This is a genomic window from Olivibacter sp. EAT-5 (assembly GCF_044784325.1).
GTDB lineage: Bacteria > Bacteroidota > Bacteroidia > Sphingobacteriales > Sphingobacteriaceae > Olivibacter > Olivibacter oleidegradans.
Map to the genome: position 1 here is coordinate 3,178,635 of NZ_CP173028.1, position 24,316 is coordinate 3,202,950.

22 protein-coding genes are annotated in these 24,316 nt (G+C 39.2%); 19 read left to right on the plus strand and 3 right to left on the minus strand.

All coding sequences use genetic code 11. The features are described from left to right. Positions 1–512 precede the first annotated feature (512 nt). From ACH11B_RS13060 to ACH11B_RS13090, 7 genes are all read left to right on the plus strand, one after another. Positions 513–917, plus strand: coding sequence for an RNA-binding S4 domain-containing protein (locus tag ACH11B_RS13060; RefSeq protein ID WP_013665707.1), 405 nt, complete (start codon positions 513–515; stop codon positions 915–917). 233 nt (positions 918–1,150) lie between these two features. Further along, complete coding sequence (locus ACH11B_RS13065; RefSeq protein ID WP_377612321.1) at positions 1,151–1,999, plus strand: glycosyltransferase family 2 protein; 849 nt, start codon at positions 1,151–1,153, stop codon at positions 1,997–1,999. Between the two features lie 130 nt (positions 2,000–2,129). Further along, a complete protein-coding gene (locus tag ACH11B_RS13070) occupies positions 2,130–2,957 on the plus strand; it encodes a glycosyltransferase family 2 protein (RefSeq protein WP_377612320.1) in 828 nt (275 codons plus the stop codon). A gap of 218 nt (positions 2,958–3,175) precedes the next feature. Then, positions 3,176–4,282, plus strand: coding sequence for a glycosyltransferase family 2 protein (locus ACH11B_RS13075; RefSeq protein ID WP_377612318.1), 1,107 nt, complete (start codon positions 3,176–3,178; stop codon positions 4,280–4,282). 35 nt (positions 4,283–4,317) lie between these two features. Next, complete coding sequence (locus ACH11B_RS13080) at positions 4,318–5,481, plus strand: glycosyltransferase (RefSeq protein WP_377612316.1); 1,164 nt, start codon at positions 4,318–4,320, stop codon at positions 5,479–5,481. A gap of 36 nt (positions 5,482–5,517) precedes the next feature. Beyond that, positions 5,518–6,678: a glycosyltransferase family 4 protein gene (locus ACH11B_RS13085; protein WP_377612314.1), complete on the plus strand. Its 1,161-nt coding sequence runs from the start codon at positions 5,518–5,520 to the stop codon at positions 6,676–6,678. 122 nt (positions 6,679–6,800) lie between these two features. Beyond that, entirely contained in the window at positions 6,801–7,805 is a 1,005-nt protein-coding gene (locus ACH11B_RS13090; RefSeq protein ID WP_377612312.1) for a glycosyltransferase family 2 protein, read from the plus strand. 74 nt (positions 7,806–7,879) lie between these two features. Here the strand turns inward: ACH11B_RS13090 and ACH11B_RS13095 are convergent, their stop codons facing one another. Next, the gene (locus tag ACH11B_RS13095) at positions 7,880–8,866 is read right to left on the minus strand and encodes a glycosyltransferase (RefSeq protein ID WP_377612310.1); all 987 of its coding nucleotides are present in this window, start codon (positions 8,864–8,866) and stop codon (positions 7,880–7,882) included. 137 nt (positions 8,867–9,003) lie between these two features. On the opposite strand from ACH11B_RS13095, the gene ACH11B_RS13100 reads away from it, so the two are divergent. From ACH11B_RS13100 to ACH11B_RS13115, 4 genes are all read left to right on the plus strand, one after another. Further along, entirely contained in the window at positions 9,004–9,762 is a 759-nt protein-coding gene (locus tag ACH11B_RS13100) for a DUF268 domain-containing protein (RefSeq protein WP_377612308.1), read from the plus strand. Continuing rightward, positions 9,759–10,628, plus strand: a complete 870-nt coding sequence (locus ACH11B_RS13105) for an alpha-1,2-fucosyltransferase (protein ID WP_377612305.1) — start codon at positions 9,759–9,761, stop codon at positions 10,626–10,628. Before ACH11B_RS13100 ends, ACH11B_RS13105 begins: the two co-directional genes overlap by 4 nt. A 45-nt stretch (positions 10,629–10,673) precedes the next feature. Further along, positions 10,674–11,078, plus strand: a complete 405-nt coding sequence (locus tag ACH11B_RS13110) for a hypothetical protein (protein ID WP_377612303.1) — start codon at positions 10,674–10,676, stop codon at positions 11,076–11,078. A gap of 311 nt (positions 11,079–11,389) precedes the next feature. Continuing rightward, on the plus strand, positions 11,390–12,298 hold the full coding sequence (locus ACH11B_RS13115) for an OmpA family protein (protein WP_013665719.1): 909 nt from the start codon (positions 11,390–11,392) through the stop codon (positions 12,296–12,298). 542 nt (positions 12,299–12,840) lie between these two features. Here ACH11B_RS13115 and ACH11B_RS13120 read toward each other — a convergent pair. Both ACH11B_RS13120 and ACH11B_RS13125 read right to left on the minus strand, forming a co-directional pair. Next, entirely contained in the window at positions 12,841–14,469 is a 1,629-nt protein-coding gene (locus tag ACH11B_RS13120; RefSeq protein WP_377612301.1) for a SusD/RagB family nutrient-binding outer membrane lipoprotein, read from the minus strand. Positions 14,470–14,480: 11 nt separating this feature from the next. Next, positions 14,481–17,528, minus strand: coding sequence for a SusC/RagA family TonB-linked outer membrane protein (locus ACH11B_RS13125; protein WP_377612299.1), 3,048 nt, complete (start codon positions 17,526–17,528; stop codon positions 14,481–14,483). A gap of 659 nt (positions 17,529–18,187) precedes the next feature. Between ACH11B_RS13125 and ACH11B_RS13130 the strand changes: the two genes are divergently transcribed. The 8 genes from ACH11B_RS13130 (at position 18,188) to ACH11B_RS13165 (ending at position 24,160) form a co-directional block, all read left to right on the plus strand. After that, entirely contained in the window at positions 18,188–19,387 is a 1,200-nt protein-coding gene (locus ACH11B_RS13130; protein ID WP_377612297.1) for an ankyrin repeat domain-containing protein, read from the plus strand. An 8-nt stretch (positions 19,388–19,395) separates the two neighbouring features. Beyond that, positions 19,396–20,739: an ankyrin repeat domain-containing protein gene (locus ACH11B_RS13135; RefSeq protein ID WP_377612295.1), complete on the plus strand. Its 1,344-nt coding sequence runs from the start codon at positions 19,396–19,398 to the stop codon at positions 20,737–20,739. Positions 20,740–20,767: 28 nt separating this feature from the next. Continuing rightward, complete coding sequence (locus ACH11B_RS13140; RefSeq protein ID WP_013665724.1) at positions 20,768–21,040, plus strand: hypothetical protein; 273 nt, start codon at positions 20,768–20,770, stop codon at positions 21,038–21,040. A 64-nt stretch (positions 21,041–21,104) separates the two neighbouring features. Further along, positions 21,105–21,836: a DUF481 domain-containing protein gene (locus tag ACH11B_RS13145; RefSeq protein ID WP_377612293.1), complete on the plus strand. Its 732-nt coding sequence runs from the start codon at positions 21,105–21,107 to the stop codon at positions 21,834–21,836. Between the two features lie 160 nt (positions 21,837–21,996). After that, complete coding sequence (locus tag ACH11B_RS13150) at positions 21,997–22,656, plus strand: NAD(P)H-binding protein (protein ID WP_377612291.1); 660 nt, start codon at positions 21,997–21,999, stop codon at positions 22,654–22,656. A gap of 80 nt (positions 22,657–22,736) precedes the next feature. Continuing rightward, positions 22,737–23,327: a TetR/AcrR family transcriptional regulator gene (locus tag ACH11B_RS13155; RefSeq protein WP_377612289.1), complete on the plus strand. Its 591-nt coding sequence runs from the start codon at positions 22,737–22,739 to the stop codon at positions 23,325–23,327. 67 nt (positions 23,328–23,394) lie between these two features. Beyond that, positions 23,395–23,853 (plus strand): hypothetical protein, encoded by a 459-nt coding sequence (locus ACH11B_RS13160; RefSeq protein WP_013665728.1) that lies wholly within the window; start codon positions 23,395–23,397, stop codon positions 23,851–23,853. Between the two features lies 1 nt (position 23,854). Further along, positions 23,855–24,160: a DUF3817 domain-containing protein gene (locus tag ACH11B_RS13165; RefSeq protein WP_130856946.1), complete on the plus strand. Its 306-nt coding sequence runs from the start codon at positions 23,855–23,857 to the stop codon at positions 24,158–24,160. Positions 24,161–24,316: the final 156 nt, after the last annotated feature.

Genomic DNA, 24,316 nt, shown 5'->3' on the forward strand with positions numbered 1-24,316 from the left:
TGCAAAGCATCGCTGGCGCGTATTGGAGCCGTTTCACTTCCTCAATCCGCTTAGATACTGCCATATGAACAGACATGCAAATGCTTTGCGGCTCGTTGCCTCGGTATCCTCCAAGGCCGTTTTACCCACTCACAGGACTATATTTAGGGCTGAAGATATAGTACGCTTGGTTAAAAGTAAAAGTCCATCGTTCTACTAAAATGCCGCCTCCAAAATTTACATCATGCAGTGGGAGGCACTACCATTCCTGTAAATTTTGCCTGCCTGCGGTAGGCAGGAAGCGGCGATTTTATTCACTACTTCATTATTTTCAAAGGTGTTCATGGACTCCCTACGGTCGGCTCTTTGCTTCTTTTCTTTCGCGGACCTTCCCCTTAGGGAAAGCTTGAATGCCTTAAAAAACGAAAACTTAATGAAAAGAAAGAAAGAAGTTAAAATAAACGTTCTTTTTAAAAGTAACAAGAAAAAGCTCCATTTTGAGCTTTCCCCTTAAAAGGGTACATTTGTAAATTATGGCCAAAGAGTTAGAGAAGCTCCGCATTGATAAATATTTATGGGCGATCCGCATTTTTAAAACACGAAGTTTAGCAACAGAGGCCTGTAAAGCTGGTCGGGTGAAGTTAAACGGTCAAAATATTAAGCCTTCCTATGTCGTAAAAGTGGGTGAAACCTATCACATTCAAAAAGGTATTGAAAAAAAGGTAGTCAAAGTGCTTGATTTGTTAGATAAGCGTGTGGATGCAAAAACGGCGGTTACTTTTTATGAAGATTTAACACCTGTAGAAGAAACATATGGTTATAAATCGATGTTCCATGCGCCGGTTTTAAAACGCGATCGGGGGACTGGCCGCCCTACTAAGAAAGATAGGAGAGAGATTGACGACTTGAAAGACGAATGGTTTGCTGAGGAAGACTAAACTTTCCGAACAAAATGTGAAGATATAGAATGTATCATGGCAGGATTTTTGTGCAGTAATATGGATTTTGAGAAGGTAAATGTTTTGCTTAAGTAATAGTTGAGTTAACCTGCTCAATAGCAAAATAAGCGTGTTAATCGCATTATTTATCGTTTATAAAAGCTTTTGACAGCAGTGTAGCAACTTGGTAGCATTTTCGTTTAGTACTTTAGCAAGAGCGTTATACTTAGATTATGGAGCAAAAAAAGCCGACGACATCCTTAATAATATCAACATACAATTGGCCGGAGGCTTTAAGTTTGTCGCTTAAAAGCGTATTGGCCCAAAAGGTTTTACCGAATGAAGTCATTATTGCAGACGATGGGTCTACTGTACATACGAAAGAGCTGATTGATATGTTTAAGGCTAGGTTTCCTATTCCGATAAAACATATTTGGCATGAAGATAAAGGGTTTAGGAGAACAGTCATTTTGAATAAAGCGATTGCTGAATCGGAAGGGAATTACATTATTCAAATTGACGGAGATGTGATTCTTCATCCTTGCTTTGTGAAAGATCATATAGAGGCGGCCCAAAACGACTACTTTATAAAAGGAAGCAGAGCTCAAATCAGCAAGAATAAATCTTTGGAGATACTGGATAGCAGCCAAATTTCATTTCATCCATTTAGCCCGGGGATAAAACATCGGTTTAACGCATTATGGTTACCTTTTTTCTCCTTTTTAATTAAAACCGACCCATCAAATCCAAACATTCGAGGATGTAATATGGCGTTTTGGCGTTCGGATTTTATACAGGTGAATGGCTATGATAATACGATAGAAGGCTGGGGGCATGAAGATATAGAATTGGCCGCAAGATTGATTAATATTAATAAAAGAAAAAAGCATTTGAAGCTTGCTGCTGTTTGTTATCACATCTATCATGAAGTAGCTTCGAGGGCAAAGGAAAAAGATAACCATCTTTTTTTTGAAAAGACTATTGCACAAGGGCGGAAGCAAGCTGAAAACGGATATCGGGAAATAGCCTTGATGGAAAAAGTCAGGTTGACTCACGGAATACCGGAAGCGGAGCAAAGTTGAAATAAAACTGAATATTCCCACTATAAAAAATGGCATGATAAATGACTTAATACACAGTAATATTTTTAATGTAGCATTAGTTGGCTGATGTCCGTTTAGTGTTTACTGTTGGTTAAGTAAGACAGAAAATATGTACCCATCCGTTTCGTTAATTATTTCTACATACAATTGGCCTCAGGCATTGAACCTCTGTTTAAAGAGCGTTCGGAAGCAATCTTACATGCCAAATGAGATCATTATTGCTGATGACGGGTCTCGTAAAGAAACCAAAATTTTAATCGATTCTTTTAAAAAGAAGCTTAAAAATATTTCTATACATCATGTATGGCATGAAGATGAGGGATTCAGGAAATCACTCATCTTAAACAAAGCCATTAAAGTTGCTTCAAGCGATTACATCGTTCAGATTGATGGAGATGTAATCCTTGACAAGCACTTTATAAAGGATCATTTAAGCGTGATGGAGAAGCGGACCTTCGTTAGGGGCACCCGTGCACATATAAAGGAAGAACTATTGCCTGCTGTTTTTGACGAAGAGCGGATTCATTTTTCTTGTTTCAATAAGGGGGTTAAGAACAGGTTTAATGCCTTTAGGATTCCTTTTTTGGCTTGGCTTTTTACAACGAAGAGAAATTCTTCGAAAAGCGTTAGGGGGTCTAATCTCGCCTTTTGGAAAGCTGATTTTATTACGGTAAACGGCTATGATAACGATCTGCAGGGATGGGGGCACGAAGATGAAGAGCTAGCTGCACGGCTGGTAAATAGCGGAGTAATGAAAAAGAAGCTGAAATTAAAAGCGGTACAATTTCATTTAACCCACCGCCTGGCTTCCCGTACTAATGAAGAAAAGCATGGATTTTCGTTGAGAAATACATTACAGAAGAATATACAGCAGTGCAAAAATGGGTATCATGAGGTACACCCTGTCCCTCATGGCCAACAGTTTGAATTGGCATAAGTTGTCTTAGTAAATTAATTCTATATCGGTAATCTATTCTGATATAAAATAACATTCTGGAGGCACCGGAGCGATTGCATTCCCTTTATACGCAATGTGATTTATTGGCTATGCCGGGGAATTTGTCTAGGTTTGTAACCTTAAACTTAAAATAGCTTTTAAAGAGTCAGCTTGATAATCAATTTGTCGGTTTAAAGGCGACTATTGGAAAAATATACATGTTGAAAAGCATAGACGTTATCGTACCTTCGTTTAGAGTACAGAAAGAATATATTTTGCCGATTATCCAATTAATACGGCCCGAAGGTGTTACCGTCCGATTTTACATCATAGTAGATAATCCTGCGATTTCGATAAATGAGGAACTGCTGCAAGCTGTAGATAATAACGAGGTTTATTTGATCATAAACGAAAAAAATCTGGGTGCATCCCTAACCCGAAATAAAGGAATAGATAGCGGGAGTGGAGACTGGATTTTATTTCTTGACGACGATATTAAGATAGAACCAAACTTGCTATGCATATATCAGGACGCGATCAATAGAAATCCGGAAGAAATCGGATTTATTGGCTTGGTTAGCCTTCCTCCGGCAGATTCCGCTTTTACCAAAGCAACCATGGCCAGCGGGTCGGCTGATATTTTCAGTATAGCCTCTGTTAAAGATTCTTATACTTGGGGAGCAACGGCTAATATTGCTATAAAAAGGGAGGCATTGGGACCTATCCGTTTTAATGAAGCTTACCCAAAAGGGGGAGGAGGAGAAGATGTTGATTTTTTTCTTCGATTCAGAGCGCGGAATAATTTTAAGAATTTGAAAACATTGGCCGAGGCACAAGTATGGCATCCGTGGTGGAACAATGGAGAACCAAACTTCAAAAGGTCTTACCGGTACGGGAACGGCGCAGCATTTCTAATGCATCTCCATCCCCAATATACAAGATATGATTTTCCTACTACCCCGGAAAGCCTGTTTTTTCTTTTAATAGGGCTTGCGGTTAGCGGATTGTTTTTTCCTGAATATCTGGACACAATAGGTATTGCAATTCCAGGAGTGATTTTAATAGAAGCGATTGCGAGTTATTTCTATTTGCGGCGTAGCTATAGAAAGCCATCTATAGCCATGATATACTACTCGGCAACGATGAAAATCTATTACGATTCCGGCGTTTTGTTCAAAAACTTGTCGCAAGGTTTCTGGACAGGTTTGTTTAGGCATTTTAATTATAGTGGTATCCGAAAAAAAAATCATTTTATTCAATTCAATCGGTACAAGCTTGTTAAGCTAATACTTTTCGTGGTTTTAGTGATTTGTCTGATATGGTAGGTCTTATATTGGGAGTTCTTAGATAGCTATAGAAAATGAAGAAAGTTCTGTATTTTTTTCCTCAAAACTTGATGAAAAGTAATGCGGGTAATCTTACTCGTGCTTGGACCCTACTCAATTATTTTAGGTATAAAAAGTTTTCGGTTGACTATGTGTATAGTGCTGATTTTTGGAGTACAGGAACCTTGTCCCACGACGAGATCGATAAGCTGTTAAAAAATAGTTCTGTTAAGCATGTATTCAAATTAGAGAAAAAACCAAAAAGCTGGTTGTCTCCTCACTATTGGGCTAAATATAAGTTTCATAGGCTCTATAGGGATATTTTTAAGCATAAAGAACTTCCGAATTTTGTAAATCCATACAATAAAAAGCGAGTAAAGGAGATATTAAAGGACAATAAATATGACTACATCGTTATAAGCTATGCCTATTGGGCTGATTTTGCAAAAAATAAAGAGCTGTTTAACGGAGCTAAATTGTTCATCGATACACATGATTTTCTTACAGCACAGGAGCAAGATGTAGGGGATATCGGAAAGATGTTCAAAGAAGAGATGAGAAGACTGGATCTATTTGATGAAATCTGGACGCTTTCTGTAGAGGAAAGATATTTGTTCAGCCAGTTTTGCAAAAGCCGGATACGGTATGTCCCTATGACATTAGCGGGCAATTATACGTCCATATCTGCCAAAAATTTCGATTTAATATATGTAGCAGGAGATAATCACCATAATATAAGGGCTGCGAGTTGGTTTTTCGCTGAAGTTTTTCCGAAATTAAGCGATTCGGTTTCCATATGCGTAATCGGAAAAATTGTTGATTTTGTTCCAGATCTTAAAGGAATTCAAAAATATAGATTTGTGCAAGATTTAAATGGCTATTATGTTCGTTCGAGATTATCGGTGTGTCCGATGTTAAGTGGTACCGGAGTAAAAGTAAAGGTGCTAGAAGCGCTTTCAAATGGCATTCCAGTGGTCTGTTCCCCTCGAGGAGCAGATGGTTTAATAAATAAAACCGACAATGGCTGTTTGATTGCCGATAATGCGGAGCAATTTGTTCAACATATTTCATCAGTTTTGAATGATGTTGATTTATATCGGGAGCTGAATCATCAAGCTATAAGGTATTTTCAAAGGAACCATGAAACCGGAGTTCTTTATTCAATATTAGATGATGCTTTTGATAGCAGTGAGATTTAACAATATTCTAAATACTTTATTTTAACAATTTAGTTGATGTCGAAGAAATCAAAACTTTTTCATACCATCGTTTCCCTTATAGTATTTCCTTTTATACTGTTTAAGCTAGTATGGCATAAACGGAATTGTTATTTTATCTTTCCATCTTGGCAGATCGGCGGAGGCGAACGAGTACATGTTGATATATTGAAGGCTTTCAAAATATTCAAGCCTGTATGTATAATTACTGACGTCCAATATGACAAGGGAATAAAAACTGATTTTAGAAATAATGCTTTGATGATTTATTTGTGGCGGTGGGGAACAAAGAAATCCTTTAGAAAAACAATGTTGAAGGTGTTATCTAAAATTATTAACCGTAATCCTAATGCCTTTGTATTTGGGAGTAACAATGTTTTTTTTTACGACCTAATACCGTACTTAAGTCCTCAGGTAAGAATTGTTGATTTAACCCACTCAATTACTCCGGACAGAAATTGGTGCGAAGTGCTGAGTCTCAAAACTGTTGATCGATTTTATAAACGTATCGTATTGGGCGAAGCTGCTCTTCAAGCATTTAGGCAAATTTATTCTGAACATAATATCTCACCCTCTTATGCCAGTCATTTTCAAATAATAAAGAATAAAGTTGATTCACCCTCGTCAGTTCTAGAAAAAAGTTCAGAGACAGGGCTCGAAATTATTTTCGTAGCCCGAAATTCTTCTGAGAAGAGACCTAGACTTGTTTTAGAAATTGCCAGAATATGTAAGGAAAAAGGACTTAAAACTAATTTTACCATCATCGGTAATTTTGAAGAGGATTATCAAATGTATGCTGATTTCGTTCATTTCGCAGGTACCATACGTAATAAAGACGTTTTAAATCGGTATTATAAAAAAGCGCATTTAATACTGATTACTTCAATATTTGAAGGGTTTCCTATGGTTCTCTTAGAAGGCATGGCATATGGCGCTGTCCCGATTTCAACAGCGGTTGGTGAAATACCTTACTATGTTTCAGAAAAGCTGGAAACAGGGTTTCTTGTAGAAAATGATATCGATGACTTGCTTGTTACACGTTTCGTGTCTATTATAGAAGAAATTTCAAACAACCCAGAACTTTTAAGAAATTTTTCGCTTAATGCTATGAAATTGGTAAGAAATAATTTTTCTGAAGCGCTCTTTGAGAAATCCTATACTGAGTTGTTAAAAAATTGAGTATGAAAGTAGTGCTTTGGTTGTGCTTTCTCGCGAATCGAGTCAAAAATAAATCAAATTACGTCACTGAATATTCATAGCTTTGCTTAGGAGTAACAGAAAGGAGCCTTAATTACTAAAATATGCCAGAGATATCCGTCCTGATGTTGGCTTATAATACTGAAAAATATATAGACCAAGCCATCCGAAGTATATTAAATCAGTCATTTGGAGATTTTGAATTGCTGATTTATAATGATGGGTCAACAGATAAAACTGCTCAGATCATAAAGTCCTTTTCGGATGATCGAATTAGATTTATAGACAGTGAAATAAACCGAGGACTTTCTTATGCAAGAATGCTTTCTTTGCAAGAAGCGGGGTGCAAATATGTTGCAATTTTGGATAGCGATGATATAGCCATGCCTCATCGGTTAAAACTCCAATATGAATTTATGGAGCGTAATCCTTCAATAGCCCTATGCGGGGGGAATGCGGTTGAAATAGACGAAAATGGTGTATTAAAAAAAGGGTTAATACATAAGAAATTTAAGCCACATGATTTGAAGACACTGTTGTTTTTTAAAAATATATTTATCAATTCCAGTGTTATGTACAGACGTGAAATAGCGGTTGATTTAGGAGGGTATAAGGACATGGCTCCTGTAGAGGACTATGATTTGTTTGTGAGAATTGCGGATAAGTACGATATCCATACATTTAACGAAGCCTTGGTATACTATAGAATTCACAATAATAATATTTCAAAAACAAAATATGATTTGGCTGTTACACGCTTGAAGGAAGTGAAGAATCTACAGTTGGGAATGCTTGGAGTTGACATTGGCGAGTTTGGCGATATGTTTAACGCGTTTTTGTCGTGGGAAATTGAGAAGTTTTCGGTCGAAAGATTTTTTGCATTTTTGTTGGAGCTGAAGAGGAAGAATAGGCAATACGCAAAGTTTCCGATTGTAGGTTTTGAAAAGAGACTATACGCATTTTGGTACGATCTGGCCATGAACAAAGTGGGAAAGAGAAATGCCTTGCCATATCTCCTAGATAAAAGCTTGTTTCAGATGAGACTGCTTTCATGGAAACAAAGTAGAAGAATCTTAAAATTGACATTAAAAAGCCTAATTAAAAGGTGATTTCAACCGCAGATTTAATCGCGTCGTTTAAACTTTATGCTTTTCTACTTACTCGATCAAAAAAGCTTTTCCATTTAACTAGCTAGATGGCTTAATAAGGATGGGCTGTGAATTCCGTAAGCCCTAAAGATTTCGTAGACTCGGTGATGATACGTATGTTCCTTTAATATCTTCTTCGTCATTCTATTTATCATGTTTAATCTTTCTTTTGGATGGTTTTTGAAGTATGTTAAAATTTCACGATAGTTTTCAACGTGTTGTGCAATAATAAGTTCCTCTTCTGAGAAATATTTTCTTGCTAACGGATTGTCACAAATTTGAAATGCTCCTTGTATTGAAGAACTAAAGACACGTTCATTTATTAAAATTCGATATTGAACTTGAGCATCTGTATGGATATTCGGAGCAAAATAACTTTGTCGATAAAGTTGCTTGGCAAGAATTTCGTCAGGTGATAATCGAGCGTGTTCAGTGAACTCCCAAAAATTCGGATAGTCTTTTTTTAGAGGCTCTATTGTTGCATTATAACGCGTTTTTCTGTGCCATATATTTCCAATCCATATAAAGTCATGCGTTGGTTGAGCAAGTGGAGGCAGAAATAATGTTTTATCTGCGCCATGCAAAAGTTGTATAAATTTGAGGCAAAGTTCTTTTTCGTATTCTGAGAAGAATTGATCATTAATATCATCGTCATGTTGAGACCAGACCAATATATCATGTTTGTCCTTATATTTATTCAATAAGGATTTAGTTTCAGCTGTAATAGCGTGAAGCTGTTCTTCGTAATTACATGGAGTATAAAATTGACCCCACAGCACCAACTTCTTTTGCTTTAAAGAATCTAAAGGGAGTAAATGAATATTCTCCATAGAAGTAAAGATAAGGTCCGGATCATAAAGGCGTAATTTAAGTTTTTCAAAGCCAAGCTTTGATAGTTTCGCTGTGTTGAAAAAACGAAATTCAGCACCAATATCTAAAAAAACCCGTTTAAAACCTAAAGCAATTGTATCGGCAGCATAGGTATATTTGTTGTTTTGATGGAAAACATAAGCAACTTTCATCTTCTAAAATAACGATATTAGTATTTACTTTGCAAAGGTAATTTAATTTTCAACTCGCGAAGCATGAGATAGAAGGTAAATGAAAGACTCCGTATTATTTTTTATAGATAGGAGAGTAAATATTAATAAATTCAATTATGATGAAAATAGGAAGGATTAAATGGAATTCAGGTAAAGCCAATAAAAATAAATTTCGTACAGATTTTGATGTTTTTGGCAGACTGGAGGTAATGACTATTAAGAGATTTGAGTTAGATAAGTCAAATTTACATCCCTGCTATGGAGATGACACATCTAATACTAATTTTGATAGGCATTATATCTACCATCCAGCGTGGGCAGCGAGAATTATAAAAGGCATTGATCCGATAAAACATATTGATATTTCTTCCACTTTGTATTTCTGCTCCATACTCTCTGCATTTGTCCCTGTTGAATTCTATGATTATAGGCCTGCCAATCTAGTGTTGGATAATTTAAAGTCAGAGCCAGCGGATTTGGTTCGGTTGCCTTTTGAGAGTAATAGTATAAAATCGATTTCGTGTATGCATACAATAGAGCACGTCGGTTTAGGGCGATATGGTGACCCATTAGATTATGACGGCGATTTGAAAGCAATAGCCGAATTGAAGCGTGTGGTAGCACCGGGAGGTTCGCTTTTATTTGTAGTTCCCTTGGGCGCAAAAAATGTCATCTGCTTTAATGCACATCGGATTTATGACAAGGCACAAATTTTATCGATTTTTTCGGATATGGAACTTGTTGAATTTGCGTTGATTCCAGAAAATGAAGAGGATGGAGGGTTAGTAATTGACCCTTCTGATGCACTGCTAACTAAGCAGTTTTATGGATGTGGCTGCTTTTGGTTTAGAAAAAAGAGAGAAATTAATCAATGAAAATAGTTCGATTTTTAGGAGGGCTAGGAAATCAAATGTTTCAGTACGCTTTCTATAAAGCGCTTGAAAAACAATTTGCTACTGTTAAAGCTGACATAAGAGAGTTTAAAGCATATAAATTGCATAATGGTTTTGAACTAGAAAATGTGTTTGATATCAGGCTAAAGCGTGCCTCTGCATTGGAAGTCAATTTGCTTGACCATCGCAATCGGCAATGGAAATATCGTAAATTGCGAAGATTATTGTTTTTGAAGGGTGAATATTACGAAGAGGCAAAGCTGTTTTCCTATAACGCTTCCTTGTTTGATGACCCCACTTCTAAAATTTACTGGGGTTATTGGCAACATCATTTATATGTAGAACGTGTTGCCGACCAATTGAGAAAAGACTTTACTTTTCCTGATTTAAAACCGTCGAAAAACCTTGAGTTGCTGAATGAGCTTAAGCAAAGCCCACAAAGTGTAGCAATACATGTTAGGAGGGGAGACTATCTAAAAGACCCTTATTTAGGGGGGCTTGTTGACCGGCAATATTTTGAAAAGGCAATTTTGACAATCAAGGAAAGGTTGGAAAACACTATGTTCTATATATTCTCAGATGATATGCCCTGGTGCAAGGAAAATCTGCCACTTAATGATAATGAAGCAAAATTTATAGATTGGAATAAGGGGATGGAGAGCTATCGGGATATGCAATTAATGAGTAATTGTAAGCACGCAATTATTTCTAATAGTAGTTTTAGCTGGTGGGCGGCGTGGTTGAATACTAATCCTGACAGGCTGATTGTTGTGCCTAAAGTATGGTATCGATTACCAGAGGAATCCGACTTCCGTCAAATGCATCCTTCAAGTTGGGTGCCTCTGTAGACTTTAGGTTTTCTCGGACTGTTTCGTCCTAAAAGAACTTTACAGATGGTCTTTATCATAGATCCTATTGACTTTGTAACAAAGACGTTCGGGTTTAACTTGAAGTTAGTCATCTTCATCTCATTTCCGTATGGCTTTGTACCAATTCTGATCGGAATTGTAGTAAAGTTATATGGAATTAAAGCAAACCCGTATGACTTTGTTTCTAAGTCATACAACTTTGTAATAAAGTTAGACGATGTAGCGTTGATGTTCGTTATATTTATAATAAAGTTAGATGAGATTATAGTGAATCCGCTTGCTTTTGCTGTAAAAGCAGTTGGAATTGTGTTGGTCTTAATTGTAATTAAGTTAATTCCAAACATCTTTAAAGTAAAGTTGATTTTGGCAGACACGGTGCCGGATTTATTGCTATTTCTGCCAATTAAAAAGCTCAACCTACCTGGCTAGCAACTTTAACATATTTTAACAGCTGTAGCAGCCGTCTATAAACTGATGCACATCCTTACTATATTCGAGTCCAATAGTAGTCCGATAGGTATTGCTTAAAAAGCCGTGTTTTGGGCTTTTTTACGTACTGTATAGGGATATCACTGGGATATAGGGGGAATAGGACACGGATAGAGCACGGCTCAAGGTCGGATCAAGGACGTCTCTATGTAACGATTTAACCTAAAGCCTATAGCTTATAGCCTACTGCCTTCTACTTTTGGCACGATATTTACATATAAGACATTGCTTATTGATAAATGAAAACAATTATGTACAAGAAAGTGTTTAGTTTGCCCCTTGCAGTTCTAGCCATAGCGCTACTTGCAAGTGCTTGTGTGGGCAACAAAAAGTATACAGCTTTGCAAAGCGATTATACCGAGTTGCAAACGAAGTATAAGGACTTGGATTTAAAGTTTCTGAATAGTCAGCATGAATTGACGAATGCCAAATCTCGCGTAACGGATCTAGAAGAACAGATCGCGCAGTACAAGTCGAATGTAAACTCGCTACAGGCGGCTTTGGATAAATGTTTAACCAACAGCGGCCAGGGCAATGCCAACATCGCCAAGTTAGTGGATGAAATTAATGCTTCTAACAAATACATCCAGCATTTGGTGAATACCAAGGCTAAAAGCGACTCGCTTAATATGGTGTTGACCAATAATCTGACGCGCTCCTTGAGCCGTGAAGAGATGCAGGATGTGGATGTTCAAGTGTTAAAAGGTGTGGTTTATATCTCGCTTTCGGATAACATGCTCTATAAATCGGGTAGTTATGAAATTTCTCCGGCTGCCGGCGAAACATTAGGTAAAATTGCTAAGATTATCATGGATTACAAGGAGTATGAAGTGTTAATTGAAGGTAATACGGATAATGTACCAATTTCGCAGAAGAACATCCGGAACAACTGGGATTTAAGTGCGCTGCGTGCTTCATCGGTGGTACAGGCCTTGCAAAACGACTACGGGGTAGATCCTAAGCGACTTACTGCTGGTGGACGTGGAGAATATAACCCAATTGCAAGCAATGATACGGAGGCTGGAAGAACGCGCAACAGACGTACCCAGATCATCATTACACCTAAGTTGGATCAATTTATGGAGCTGATTGATAAGGCGCCTGAAAGCTCGCAAGATGGGGATACAACAGTTACCGAGCAAGATACTACTACTTATTAAGTAAAAAAAGCTAAAAGAAAACCCCGGCACTGCATGCAGTGCCGGGGTTTTTTTGTATTTGTATTTGTTTTTCCATGCCACGCCGTAAGCAGCCCTCGGGGAGAGGGCCGCAGGCGTGTGCCAAACAAACACAGAACAAAACCTTTTAAGCGAAAAGCCATAAGCTAATCACCTAAGATCTTTTGAAGGCACAGCGCTTCGTTTAAAGCGGTGCCTATATGTTTAAGAACAATAAATCTTTCCCTCTCTATCTTCCTAGTCTGCGATTACATGTGCAAAACCTAAAGGTTAAAGCGCCATAACGCAAAATAGAAGAAGCCTTTGTGATTTTTCCGATAACTGAGCCCTGCGTTTAGGAACAGGTTTAAGAAATTTAGGCTTCTTATCAGTAGGTTGCAAGATAATAATTTTTTTTGTTAAAGAAAAAATATCGGAATATTTTGTGTAATCTAAATAATAGGAATATCGAAAATCAGACTTTTTTAAAACAATAGAAAAGGTCTGAATAATTTAACTATTCAGACCTTTTTAAAGCTTAATTATTAGAAGGTTTTATCAGCAACGTCCCACCACAAACGGGTCCCGCCATTATCTTGCCCGCCTAGCATCTCAACAGCCTCGGCTACTGCGGCACTATTACTGTTATACTCACGTTGCGGATAGGGCATCCGTCTAACGCCGGGAATAGTAGGTATCGTTCCACCACTATAATTCACTACAACAGGAAATAGAATAGGATAACCGGTGCGCCGATATTCAGCCCAGGCTTCATCACCATCCGGAAATATAGCAATCCACTTCTGGGTAATGATGCGTTCCAACTTAACTGCGTTAGCAGCTGCATCATCCCATTTGATTGTGATTTTACTCAAGTATGGGGAAGAAGCGGGGACATCATTTTCTCCGCTCTTAACAGCCTTCGGGTCTACGTAAGGCATAGCCATGCTTGTTGCATCAGTCTTATAAGCGCTTGCTTGAGCGGTTAAATTATACATCTCAAAAGACCGGTCGATGCCTGTCTCATAATTGGTTTTCGCATCTCCTGCATTGCTCCAACCTCTCAATGCCGCTTCGGCTTTCAAAAACCAGCTTTCGGGAGCTACCATTAATTGCATCTTCATAGCCTGTGGTTGCAATTTGGAGTAATTGTCGTACCGGCTTTTGGCATCAATGTTAATACCGGAACGGATCCCCTTATATTGTCCGGCGACAGCGGGGTCCGTTGCGGTAAGGAATAGTTTGGGTAGACGAGGGTCGTTGTAACCGCGTAAAATAGATTCAAATGGAGCACCCAGTCGGGTATCACTCCAACTACTGGTGATGATGTTTAAGGGATGGTCTACACTTAAGGTGATGTAGCAGTTATCGACTACATTTTCCAATAAACCGCCATTTACCGGGTCCAGGGCTTTCTCGCCCTCGGTTTTAGCTAATGTAGGATTGACATAAGCGATGCGTAAAGCCAGTCGCAAACGCAATGTATTGGCAAATTTAAGCCAATGGCTATACCGTTTCGAGGTATAGGCAAGGTCGGCCTTCTGCATGGCCGGAGAATCCTCCTTGTTTTGAATCGTTTTAAGGATGTCAATCGCTTTATTTAAGTCCTCAAAAAATAGGGTATAGGCTTGTTCCTGCGAGTCATAAGAGACTCCGCCATCATCGTTGATCACATTATACTTACTATAAATAATCGGGCCGACCTTATCGCTAGTACGATGCATGGCCGCTACCTTTAGCACAAGGGAAAAAGCGTAAATATCCTGTAAATTTTGATCTTCTTTCGTCAATTCGATCACACGATATAACGGATTCATCGCTTTAATATAACGCTGCACCCAAATAGCCTGATACCAACCTTGCACTAGGCTATAGGTTAGATTATTGGCATTACCCACAAAAGGCGCCTGCGCACCAAAGTAACCGCCATAGGCGTCGCTGCACAAATTATTGGCTAATTGGTATTCGCCCACATCCTCCGGAATAATGTCGCGTTGTGCCTGTGCTAGGAAGGATGCTATTAAAGCATAATCGGCGTTTGCCTGATCATCTGTAACGCCCACAGGGCTGGTATTGATCTCTTCGAACTTGTCCGTACAACTCTGACCGACGGCTAATCCGATGAACGCAATGAAAAGTATGCTGTATTTTTTAAATTTATTGATCGTGTCCATAATGTTGTCAATTAGAAAGATGCTTTTAATGTTAAACCGAAACTTCTGGTAGTGGGTAAGCCAAAAATATCATAACCCTGGCCTCCGACACCGGTGGTTGTGTTAAGCTCCGGATCGTAGGGAGCATCGTTTTTAAAGAAAAACAGGTTCCTTCCGGAAAGACTGAGCGAAGCTTGTTGAACCGCGCGCCATTTGATCGGCAATTTATAACTGATAGAAAGCTCGCGTAGGCGAATATTGGTGGCATCGTAAATTTGCCCTTCAATAATTCCATCCCGGTTACCGATTGCACCATAATAAGCCTGTGCTGGTAATAGACCTTGCCACGGCGTGCCATCGGCTTGTACCGCCGGAACATCTACACCGCCCCGATCACGGGCATCGGCGCTTTCTTGGCTCACACCGAAAGAATTTAAATAACCTTGAGTAATGCTGATAACCTGGCCACCAAAACGGCCATCGATGGTAAGGCTCAGCGAGAAGTCTCCATAGCTTACCGTATTGTTCCATCCAATGATAGATTTGGGATTATTATTGCCAAGGTAGCCATCGGGCCCGCCTTGAGGTCTTCCGTTTTCGTCCACGATAAGAGTACCATTCGCATCACGTAAGAATGTGCGTCCCCAAAAGTCACCGAAAGATCCACCCAGGCGCAGAACATTGAAATTGCCACCAATACTATAGCGTTCGCCAAGGCCGGGCGCCAACTCTAATATTTTGTTGCGGTTTGCCGTAAAGTTCACGCCCGTATTCCATGTGAAACGCTCGGTTTTGATCGCGTCAACACCTAAGGCAAGCTCAATCCCTTTGTTTTCGACATTTCCGGCATTGAGAAACACGGTAGTATATACCGCGCCGACGGGGCCGTCATAAGAGAAATATTGATTCTTTGTATTGGTCTTATATAGTGCTAAATCTATGTTAACGCGGTCGTTAAAGAAGCGACCTTCATAACCAAGTTCAAAACTTCTGCTAATTTCGGGTTTAAGCGGAAGCCCTTTATACGGGCCAGAAACATTAGCCGTCAGTGTTCCGGTGGCTAACGTATTTACCGGAAATGTTGAAAAGGCGGCTACATCGTTACCTACCTGTGCGTAAGAGAAGCGTAATTTACTATAATTGATAAAAGTTGGAAGTGTCATCAGTTCGGACAGGATGGTGGTTAACCCGGCCGACCAGTAAAAATACCCTTTGCTTTTGTTGGGCGTGAAAGCCAATGTTGAGGACCAGTCGTTCCGTGCGGTGAGATCGACATAAACCTTCTCTTTGTAACCGATGTTGGCTGAGCCAAATAACGACTGAACCTGTCTTTTGTTGGCAGTTTCTGTTAGACTGGTGATGGGCGAATTTCGGTAGATATTACTTAATAGGAAAACATTGGCAATAGCTAATCGGCGCTGATCCAATATCCAACCGCTTTCGCGTACATCATTAATGGACGTACCTGCCGTAAATGTCAGATTCCAATCGTCGAACTGCTTGTTTCCGTTGACTAATAAATCTCCATATAAGGCGGTACTTTCTCCTTCTTCGCGTTGATATCGACCATTATCATTCAGCACACCCGCGATGGTTTCTCCGGAAATGACGCCTTGGGTACCGGCATAGGTTCGGCGTTGCCACTTATCCCAACGCTTGTTAAGGGTCCCTCGTGCCGTGACATTCAGCCAATCGGTTATATTGTAACGCAGTTGCGCCTGGCCGATAATGTTGTTGCGGTTCTGATCAGTCGGATTTCGATGCAATACCCAGAACGGGTTCTGCTGATGGTGCGTGCCCGTAAGACCAGCATCGGCATTGATATTCCACCAGTCCTGTAAATATAGATTTCTTGACGACGAAAAGTATTCGAAGGTTTTATATTTTTCGAAATCCTGCCCGCGAGGAAACATATATAGGCCACTTAAGGGACTGAAATACAAACCGGAGGCAGGGCGATTATGTATCTTCTGATAGGAGTACATTAAGCTGCCATCGAAGGACAATTTATTGTCGAAGAAGTTGGATGTATTGCGAAGCGATACGGTATGCTGATCGAATGTGTTGGTTGGAAGTACCCCTTTATTCGTGGTGTTGCCATAAGAGAAATAATTCTGCATCTTTTCCGTGCCGCCACTAAAACTAACTGAATTAATAAAGGTGGTCCCTGTATCGAAGAAATCTTTTACAGGGTCTGAAAAGGAGCCTGCTTCACCCCAACTTTCTTCACTATCGGGCGTCGACTGGCCATATTTATATTGTAGCTTGGGTAAGTAAAAAGGTTTATCAATTGTCACGCCAGAGGATATATCCAGTCGCATACGCCCGGCCGCTCCTTTTTTAGTGGTAATCATAATGGCTCCGTTGGCTCCCTGACTGCCATAGAGTGCAGAAGCAGAGGCGCCTTTTAACACGTTGATACTAGCGATATCATCTGCATTCAGGGTGCTGAGGATGTCGCCTTTGTCTGTTCCGCCACCAAAAGGCCCCTCAGAACCACTGCCCGCAGTATTGGTAATCGGCAAACCGTCTACTACATAAAGCGGTTGATTACTGCGGTTCGATTTCATACCTCTTAAGACAATATTAACAGAGCCGCCCATCCCGGACGAGCTGCGGTTAATCTGAAGTCCCGAAATTCTACCGGTTAAGTTATTCATCGGGTTTACATCTTTAACACGCGTCAGTTCATCGCCCTTCACAGTCTGGGTAGAGTAAGTCAAGCTTTTAGCTTTGCGTTCAATCCCCAAAGCGGTAACTACCACCTCGTTCAGTTTATTGTCTGACGCAACCAAACGTATATTAAGAGGGGTGTTGTTATTGGCTGCGACGGTAACAGTTTGCGATTCGTAACCCAAAAATGAAACTTCAAGCGATAAGTTGTTTAAACTGGTTTGTAAATTGAATCGGCCCTCTTCGTCGGTGGAAGTGCCGGTATTCGTTCCTTTTACTTTGATGGATACGCCAGGTAACGGTTGGCCATCCGTCTGATCGGATACTTTTCCGATGATACTTCTTGTCTGCGCTCCCAATAAGAGCCATTGACTAAAGAACATTAAGCATAGCAAAACTTTCTTCATGTTAAGTGATTTTGGTTATAAATTGTTGTTTAAGAACGGGTTGTGTTACATTAGGTTGGCCTGCAAATGCTTTCAAAAAGCACAATAATATCCCAGCGCACATTTTTTTGTTTCACAAATGTGATCGCCTGCTTCACAGCATCGAGTCCGTAAATAAATTGATAGGGTAAGTGCTTTACGATCGATTACACGATTAAGTTATTGAGAATAACAGAAAACCTCTAAGGATCTATTGCACAATAATGTTTAATAAACGAGGGATTAAGCTGGTTGATGGCTTAAATTCTGTTCTCTGTTGCTATCAATAAAATGTATTGATCGGTTGCTTGTATTGTTCTTGTGTTTGTATTAGTCTGACTTTAATTGAATTTAGTCTCTCATAATTGTAACATTTCTGTGAATATAGATAATATTTTTAAGAAAGCAATAGTATTTCAAAAAAAAAGTTTTCGATGGGTTCTTATTTATACCAAATATAAAATGAAACATACTTTTGTGAAATAAAATAGAAGTTTAGCAGCTCGTGCCCACCTAACTTAAGCTTCAAGTTTGCTGTGTAGACAGAAAACACGCCCTATCCGGCTCTTCAAAAAATAGCTGATTTCAGGGGCAGCCGATAGTGGCAAATTCGCTAGTTTTGTTCACATCCCATTAGAAATATGACAAACGACGAATTAAGAGCAATAGAATCCGCCGCAAGGGCTAAAGATTCGGAACAACTCAAGGCGATAACCGAACAGGCTACAAGTGCTAAAGATTTTCAAGATTATGCACTTGGATCTGCCGTCACTCAGTTGATTAAATCGAGTCAATACGAAATAATCGACCTTTTTATTCGGAAAGGTTTGATCGAAACGGATCTTTATCTATACGACAAATTTGACAATAGTATTATTAACACATTCTTACGCATCGATAGTCTGCAATTGCAGGACTTAGCTGGTTATTTAGCTTGGTTTGAAACTTTTGCCACCCGGATCGATGAAATTGACGAAGAAGTAGGGGGGATTACTTTACTCAACTATGCGATTGAGGTGAATGCGCCCGTCTCCTTATTGAAAATATTAGTGGATCAAGGGGCAGACATTCATCGGAAAGATAAATACGACCAAACGCTTCTTTACAAGATATGTAATTACGGGATGAAACCCGAAGCCTATCGAAGTGAGCTTGTAACATGGTTGATAGCAGAAGGCCTAGATATAAATGCTGCCAATGTTGAGGGGAATACACCCCTTCATGTTGCTGTTCGTTTGCGGAATATAGAGGTGATAAAAGCGTTGTTGGAAGCCGGTGCCGACCCCAATGTTGAAAATAAGCAGGGAGAGAGCGCCTTTTTTCATGCCGCTGTTTTACAATTCGACGCAAAAATAATGGAGTTGTTTTTACATTATCAGACCCCGGATTTTTATGCTTTAACCAAACAAAAAGAGAATCTCTTAAATGGTTTTTTGCGCGCCATGGTATATGAGAATGATGATAATTATAAAATATTGGATATGTTATTAGATCATGGAGGTTACCTTAAGGAGCCGTCGGACTATTACCATCGGCCAAAAACAGGAATTGACTGGGCTTTAGAGAAGTCATACAACTTACTGGAGCGCTTGGTACACAGAGGTGCTCTCGATCTCGACTATCGCGATAATGAAGGCAACACGTTATTGCATAAGGTATGCATGATTGATTTGAACTATGATGAACCAAAGGCAAAAGAACTGTACCGAAAGGTGAAATTTCTATTACAACAAGGTGTAGATGCCAAATTAGAAAATATAGCCGATAAAAAAGCGATAGATTATGCGATGGGTGACAATCTGAAATCAAAAACAGTAGAATTATTATTAGCACAAGAATAAGTTGTATTATGTCTCAATCATTTATCATTGCCTGTGAAGGAGGTAAAAGGAAGATTGCTGAAATCCTTTTGGAAAAACAACAAGTTGATGTGGGTTATACTGACGAAAAAGGCCGTACAGCATTACATTATGCGGCGCATCGCGGTTATTTGGATCTAGTGAAGCAATTAGTTGAATCAGGTGCGGATCTGAATTATGAAGACCATCAGGGAGAAACGCCCCTGTACTTTGCCTTGTTGCAAAAACAGAAACAAACGGCCTTGTTTTTAATGAACCAGGGAGCTGATATACGAATAAACGACTTTCTGGGTAACAGTTTATTGCATATTGCCGCAAGAACCGGACAACAGGAGGTGGCCGAAAAATTGATCGCTGACGGACTCGATATTAACGCTTTAAACAATGAGGCGGAATCACCTTTATTGATTGCTGTGCAATATAAGTACCCGCCGATGGTGCAATTACTATTAGATAATGGAGCTGAAGCAAATGTGAGTGATAAGCAGGGAAATACGGCGTTAAATTTGGCTGTTGAACAGAACTCGGTACCGATCGTTAATAAGCTTTTAGACAATGGAGCGGCTGTCAATATATTGAATGATCATAGTGAAGGTCCACTGCTTTTAGCAACCAAATTAGGTAACCGTTTAATTGCGCAACGTTTAGTAGAACAGGGTGCTGATATTTTTGCTGAATCGGCCGAAGGTATATCACCGGTGTGGTACGTGTGTGGCAATAATCAAAAGGAGCTATTGGCGCTATTTCTATCTAAAGGATTGTCTCCCGATTATGCAAGGCCGGTCGATTCTTTCGATGGCCGAGACGGGGATTATATTCGGAAATTGATTGCGCGAACCGGTACGCGTACTTTTATATTAGGCTTTGAACCGCATTATGCAGGCGAGACTTTGTTACAGACGGCCGCGAAATCCGGTTATCTTTCTTTAGTAAAACAACTGTTAGAGGCGGGAGCAGCGATTGATAAGCAAGACGCCGCAGGCAATACCGCGTTGCATTATGCAGCGGCTTATGGTAAGAAAGATGTTGTCCGGTTTTTGTTAACGCATGGCGCAACCACAGATTTAGCCAACGCGTTGGAGCAAAAGCCTATCGATTATGCTAATATGCAAGGTTTCAACGAGATAACCGCCCTATTAATCGATTTTGGTGCTCAATCAAATGATATAGTTGACGGGCCGATGCAGGCAGAAATGCCAAAGGTAGCCGTACAGGCGGGTATGGATATGGCACAAAAGAAACAGGCACTTTTTGATTTGAAGGATTTATTAGATGCAGGTATAATCAATCAAGAGGAATTTGATGCCGAGAAAAATAAAATTCTACAATCCTGAACTTGTTGAAATATAAAATAAGATAACTATGTTGATTTATCGAGGTTGGGGAATCTTAGCCATTTTAATACCCATTGTATGTATAATGATTGGCATATCGCTTTTTGGCGAAGCAGGAAATTCGACTTTACGTGGGTTTCTTTACAGTTTGTTAGTTTCCGGTATTATAATCGTTCCCTTGGGGCTTTATCTTAAACGTAAAGGTAGAAAGCACGATTTATATTTTATTCCTTTATTTGTTTGGGGAATCGTTTGGATCACTGTTGCGTTTGGGTTTTTACTCGGAAAAGGTCTTTTGTAAGTGAGTTTACCAAGCAATAGGTTAGCTTGTGTTTTATTGTCAATTTGGCTAAGTTTGTCTAGTAATGGTCAAACAGCTATGGTTTTCTGTTCTCTTTGTTGTTTTCATTAGCCTCGCACACGGTCAGACGCAGGATAGCACAAATTATTACGTCCAGTTCTCGTCCACGAATTCGATTAATAAAACAAATGACAAAAGCGCATTTCTATTGAACAACGCACTCCGTTTTTCCATCGCAAAAGAGCGGATTAAACTAAATTTCAACAATAACTGGCTCTATGGACGCCAGGATGGGAGCCAGTCAAATAACGATTTTTCAAGCTCACTTGATTTTAATATTTATCGGAAAGATCTTCGGTTTTTCTATTGGGGTTTAGTGAATTACAATACGAGCTTTTCTTTAAAGATTAGAAACCAACTATTGGCGGGAGCCGGCGTTGCTTATAACCTGATTGACAAAAACGAAGTTTTTCTTAACATAAGCGACGGCTTTCTCTATGACGCAAGCAGTATTCTTGAAAATGAGTTACCTATAGATTATCAAACGGTACGAAACTCTTTTAGACTCCTTTACAAATTTGTCTTTAAAGAGCTTATCATTATTCAGGGCAGTAATTTCTACCAACCTTCGCTCACCGATGCGGCAGACTTTAATATTAAATTAAACAACGATATTGCATTTAAACTAAATAAATGGCTTAGTTTAAAAGGCTCTTTGGTATATAACCGTATTAATCGTACAGATCGAGAAAACCTATTATTTACCTATGGAGTTGCTTTTGAAAAGTATTTTTAAGCTTTCGGTAGTTGCCCGAGCTACTTCACAAAAACGACGATAATGAAAACTTTTTTGGCACGTTATTACTTCTGTAAAAGAAGTAATTTGTCTTGCGAATGAAACCTTCCACTAATATGGCAGGGAAGCATAAGTCTAATTCATTAATTATTTTACGCTGATGAAGAAAGCAGTTGTATTTGGTGCCACCGGCCTCATAGGCTCGTATCTTTTAAAGGAATTACTCAATAGTACAGATTATGAAGTCGTAACGGTTGTTGTTCGGAGAAAATTGACTATTCATCATCCTAAGTTGAAACTGTTAATAGGCGACTATCATAGCTTACCTAGTCTGAAAGAAGATATTAAAGCCGATGAAGTTTATATAACCTTGGGAACTACGAAAAATAAAACACCTGATCAAAGGGCATATTACGAGATAGACCACGACTATCCGGTGCTGGCTGCAAAAATAGCCAAAGAACAAGGTGCAACAGCCGTTTTTTTAGTGACGGCCGTCGGTGCGAATCCTAGCTCCGGTGTGTTTTATTTAAGGACGAAGGGGGAAGTGGAAAGGGATCTCATAGCACAAGGGTTCGATCATACACATATTTTCAGACCTTCCATGTTAATGGGAAATCGGGACGAGAATAGGCCATTGGAAAAATTTTTTATGGCCATATGGTGGTTTATTGGACCGCTGTTAATAGGGAAGGGGCTTGAAAAATATCGAGGTATTGCCGGAGAGCGTGTGGCTAATGCCATGATAAAGGCTGCACAAAATCAAAAGGAAAAAGTAAAAATTTATCATTGGCGAGAAATGCAGGATCTTTTAAAATGAGCCGAATTCGCTGCTTGTGAAAAGAGCTCACATTTTGTTGCTATCAATAAATTTTTTTCCTTTGTGCAAAAGAAACCGGCATGAAAAAGGCGGAAGCAACTCGATTCAGTATTCTACGAAAAGCCTTTGAACTCATATACACGAAGGGATATCAAACAACGAGCATTGATGATATTCTTGCAACAACAAAAGTAACGAAAGGAGCCTTCTATTACCATTTCAAGAATAAAGATGAAATGGGACTGGCCATTATCAATGAAATTCTTAAACCTAATTTTGCCAAAAATTTCATTGATCCTTTAAAAAACGATCAGGACCCTATAGAACGCATATATAATATGATGTACCACCTATTGATGGAAAACGAATTTCTAAAAGTAGAATATGGTTGCCCTGCCGCTAATCTAACGCAAGAAATGGCCCCTTGGAATGAGCGTTTTGCGAAAGCACTTGACGAACTCGTCAATCAATGGAATAAGTCTTTAATCGCAACGATCGAAAAAGGAAAGAAAGACGGACGTATACGACAGAACGTGGACGCAAAACAGGTTACTTTTTTTGTTATGTCGGGTTATTGGGGTATCCGTAATTTCGGCAAACTTGAAAACAATCGATCGGTATATGTTCCTTATTTAAAGGAACTTAAGAATTACTTGAACTCGCTGAGATAATTTTTTTATCTAAAAACATACTGAGTAGTATGTTTTGTTATATCTTTGCTTCGTTAATTAAAAAACGATGTACGTTACACTTATTTTTCTTCATTCTCTTTTCAGGTGGTTGGTGCTAGTCAGCCTAGTCGTCGCTATTGTTCGTGCCTATCTAGGTGTTAATCAGCTTAAGCCCTTTTCAAAAACGGATAATGCAATTAGGCATTGGACGGCCACCATTGCACACATACAACTGGTGCTTGGAATTATCCTTTATACCAAAAGCCCTATTATAAAATATTTCTGGAAGGAAACCGAGGAGACCTCGTCGAATTGGGACGTAGCATTTTTTGCCCTGTTCCATGCCTTCTTGATGTTTAGCGCGGTGGTTGTCCTTACTGTTGGCTCTTCTTTAGCTAAGCGTAAATCGGAAGATGGAGAAAAGTTTAGGACCATGCTGATATGGTTTTCAATAGCCTTGTTTATTATTTTTATAGCCATTCCATGGCCATTTTCACCTTTATCTAGCAGACCTTATTTTAGATAATATGATACACTTGAAACAATCAAAAGTTGCTACGCTCCGTCTGATAGGTGTAGCCGAGGGAATATCGTTATTAATACTCGTTTTTGTCGCGGTACCGATGAAATACTATTTCGATAACCCTTCTTTAACTAAATTAATGGGCCCTATTCATGGTGCGCTTTTTTTGCTATTTGTTTTTAATGCGCTTAGTGTAGGAATAGAGCAAAAATGGAAATTTAGAACCACCACATGGCAGGTTCTACTGGCTTGTATCGTGCCCTTTGGGACGTTCTATATCGATCGAAAGATTCTTCGGAAATTAGATTAAAAAAGTAAATGTGTCATTGTTGTTAAAAAACGGTGACAGCAATACGAAATAGTAGCGCTTTATCTCACTTTTACGTTACAAAGAAGCTTACATTTAATCTGTTCTTTATTCGTCTGAGCATAAAAAATATAGATTAGAAAAAATTAATTTCATATT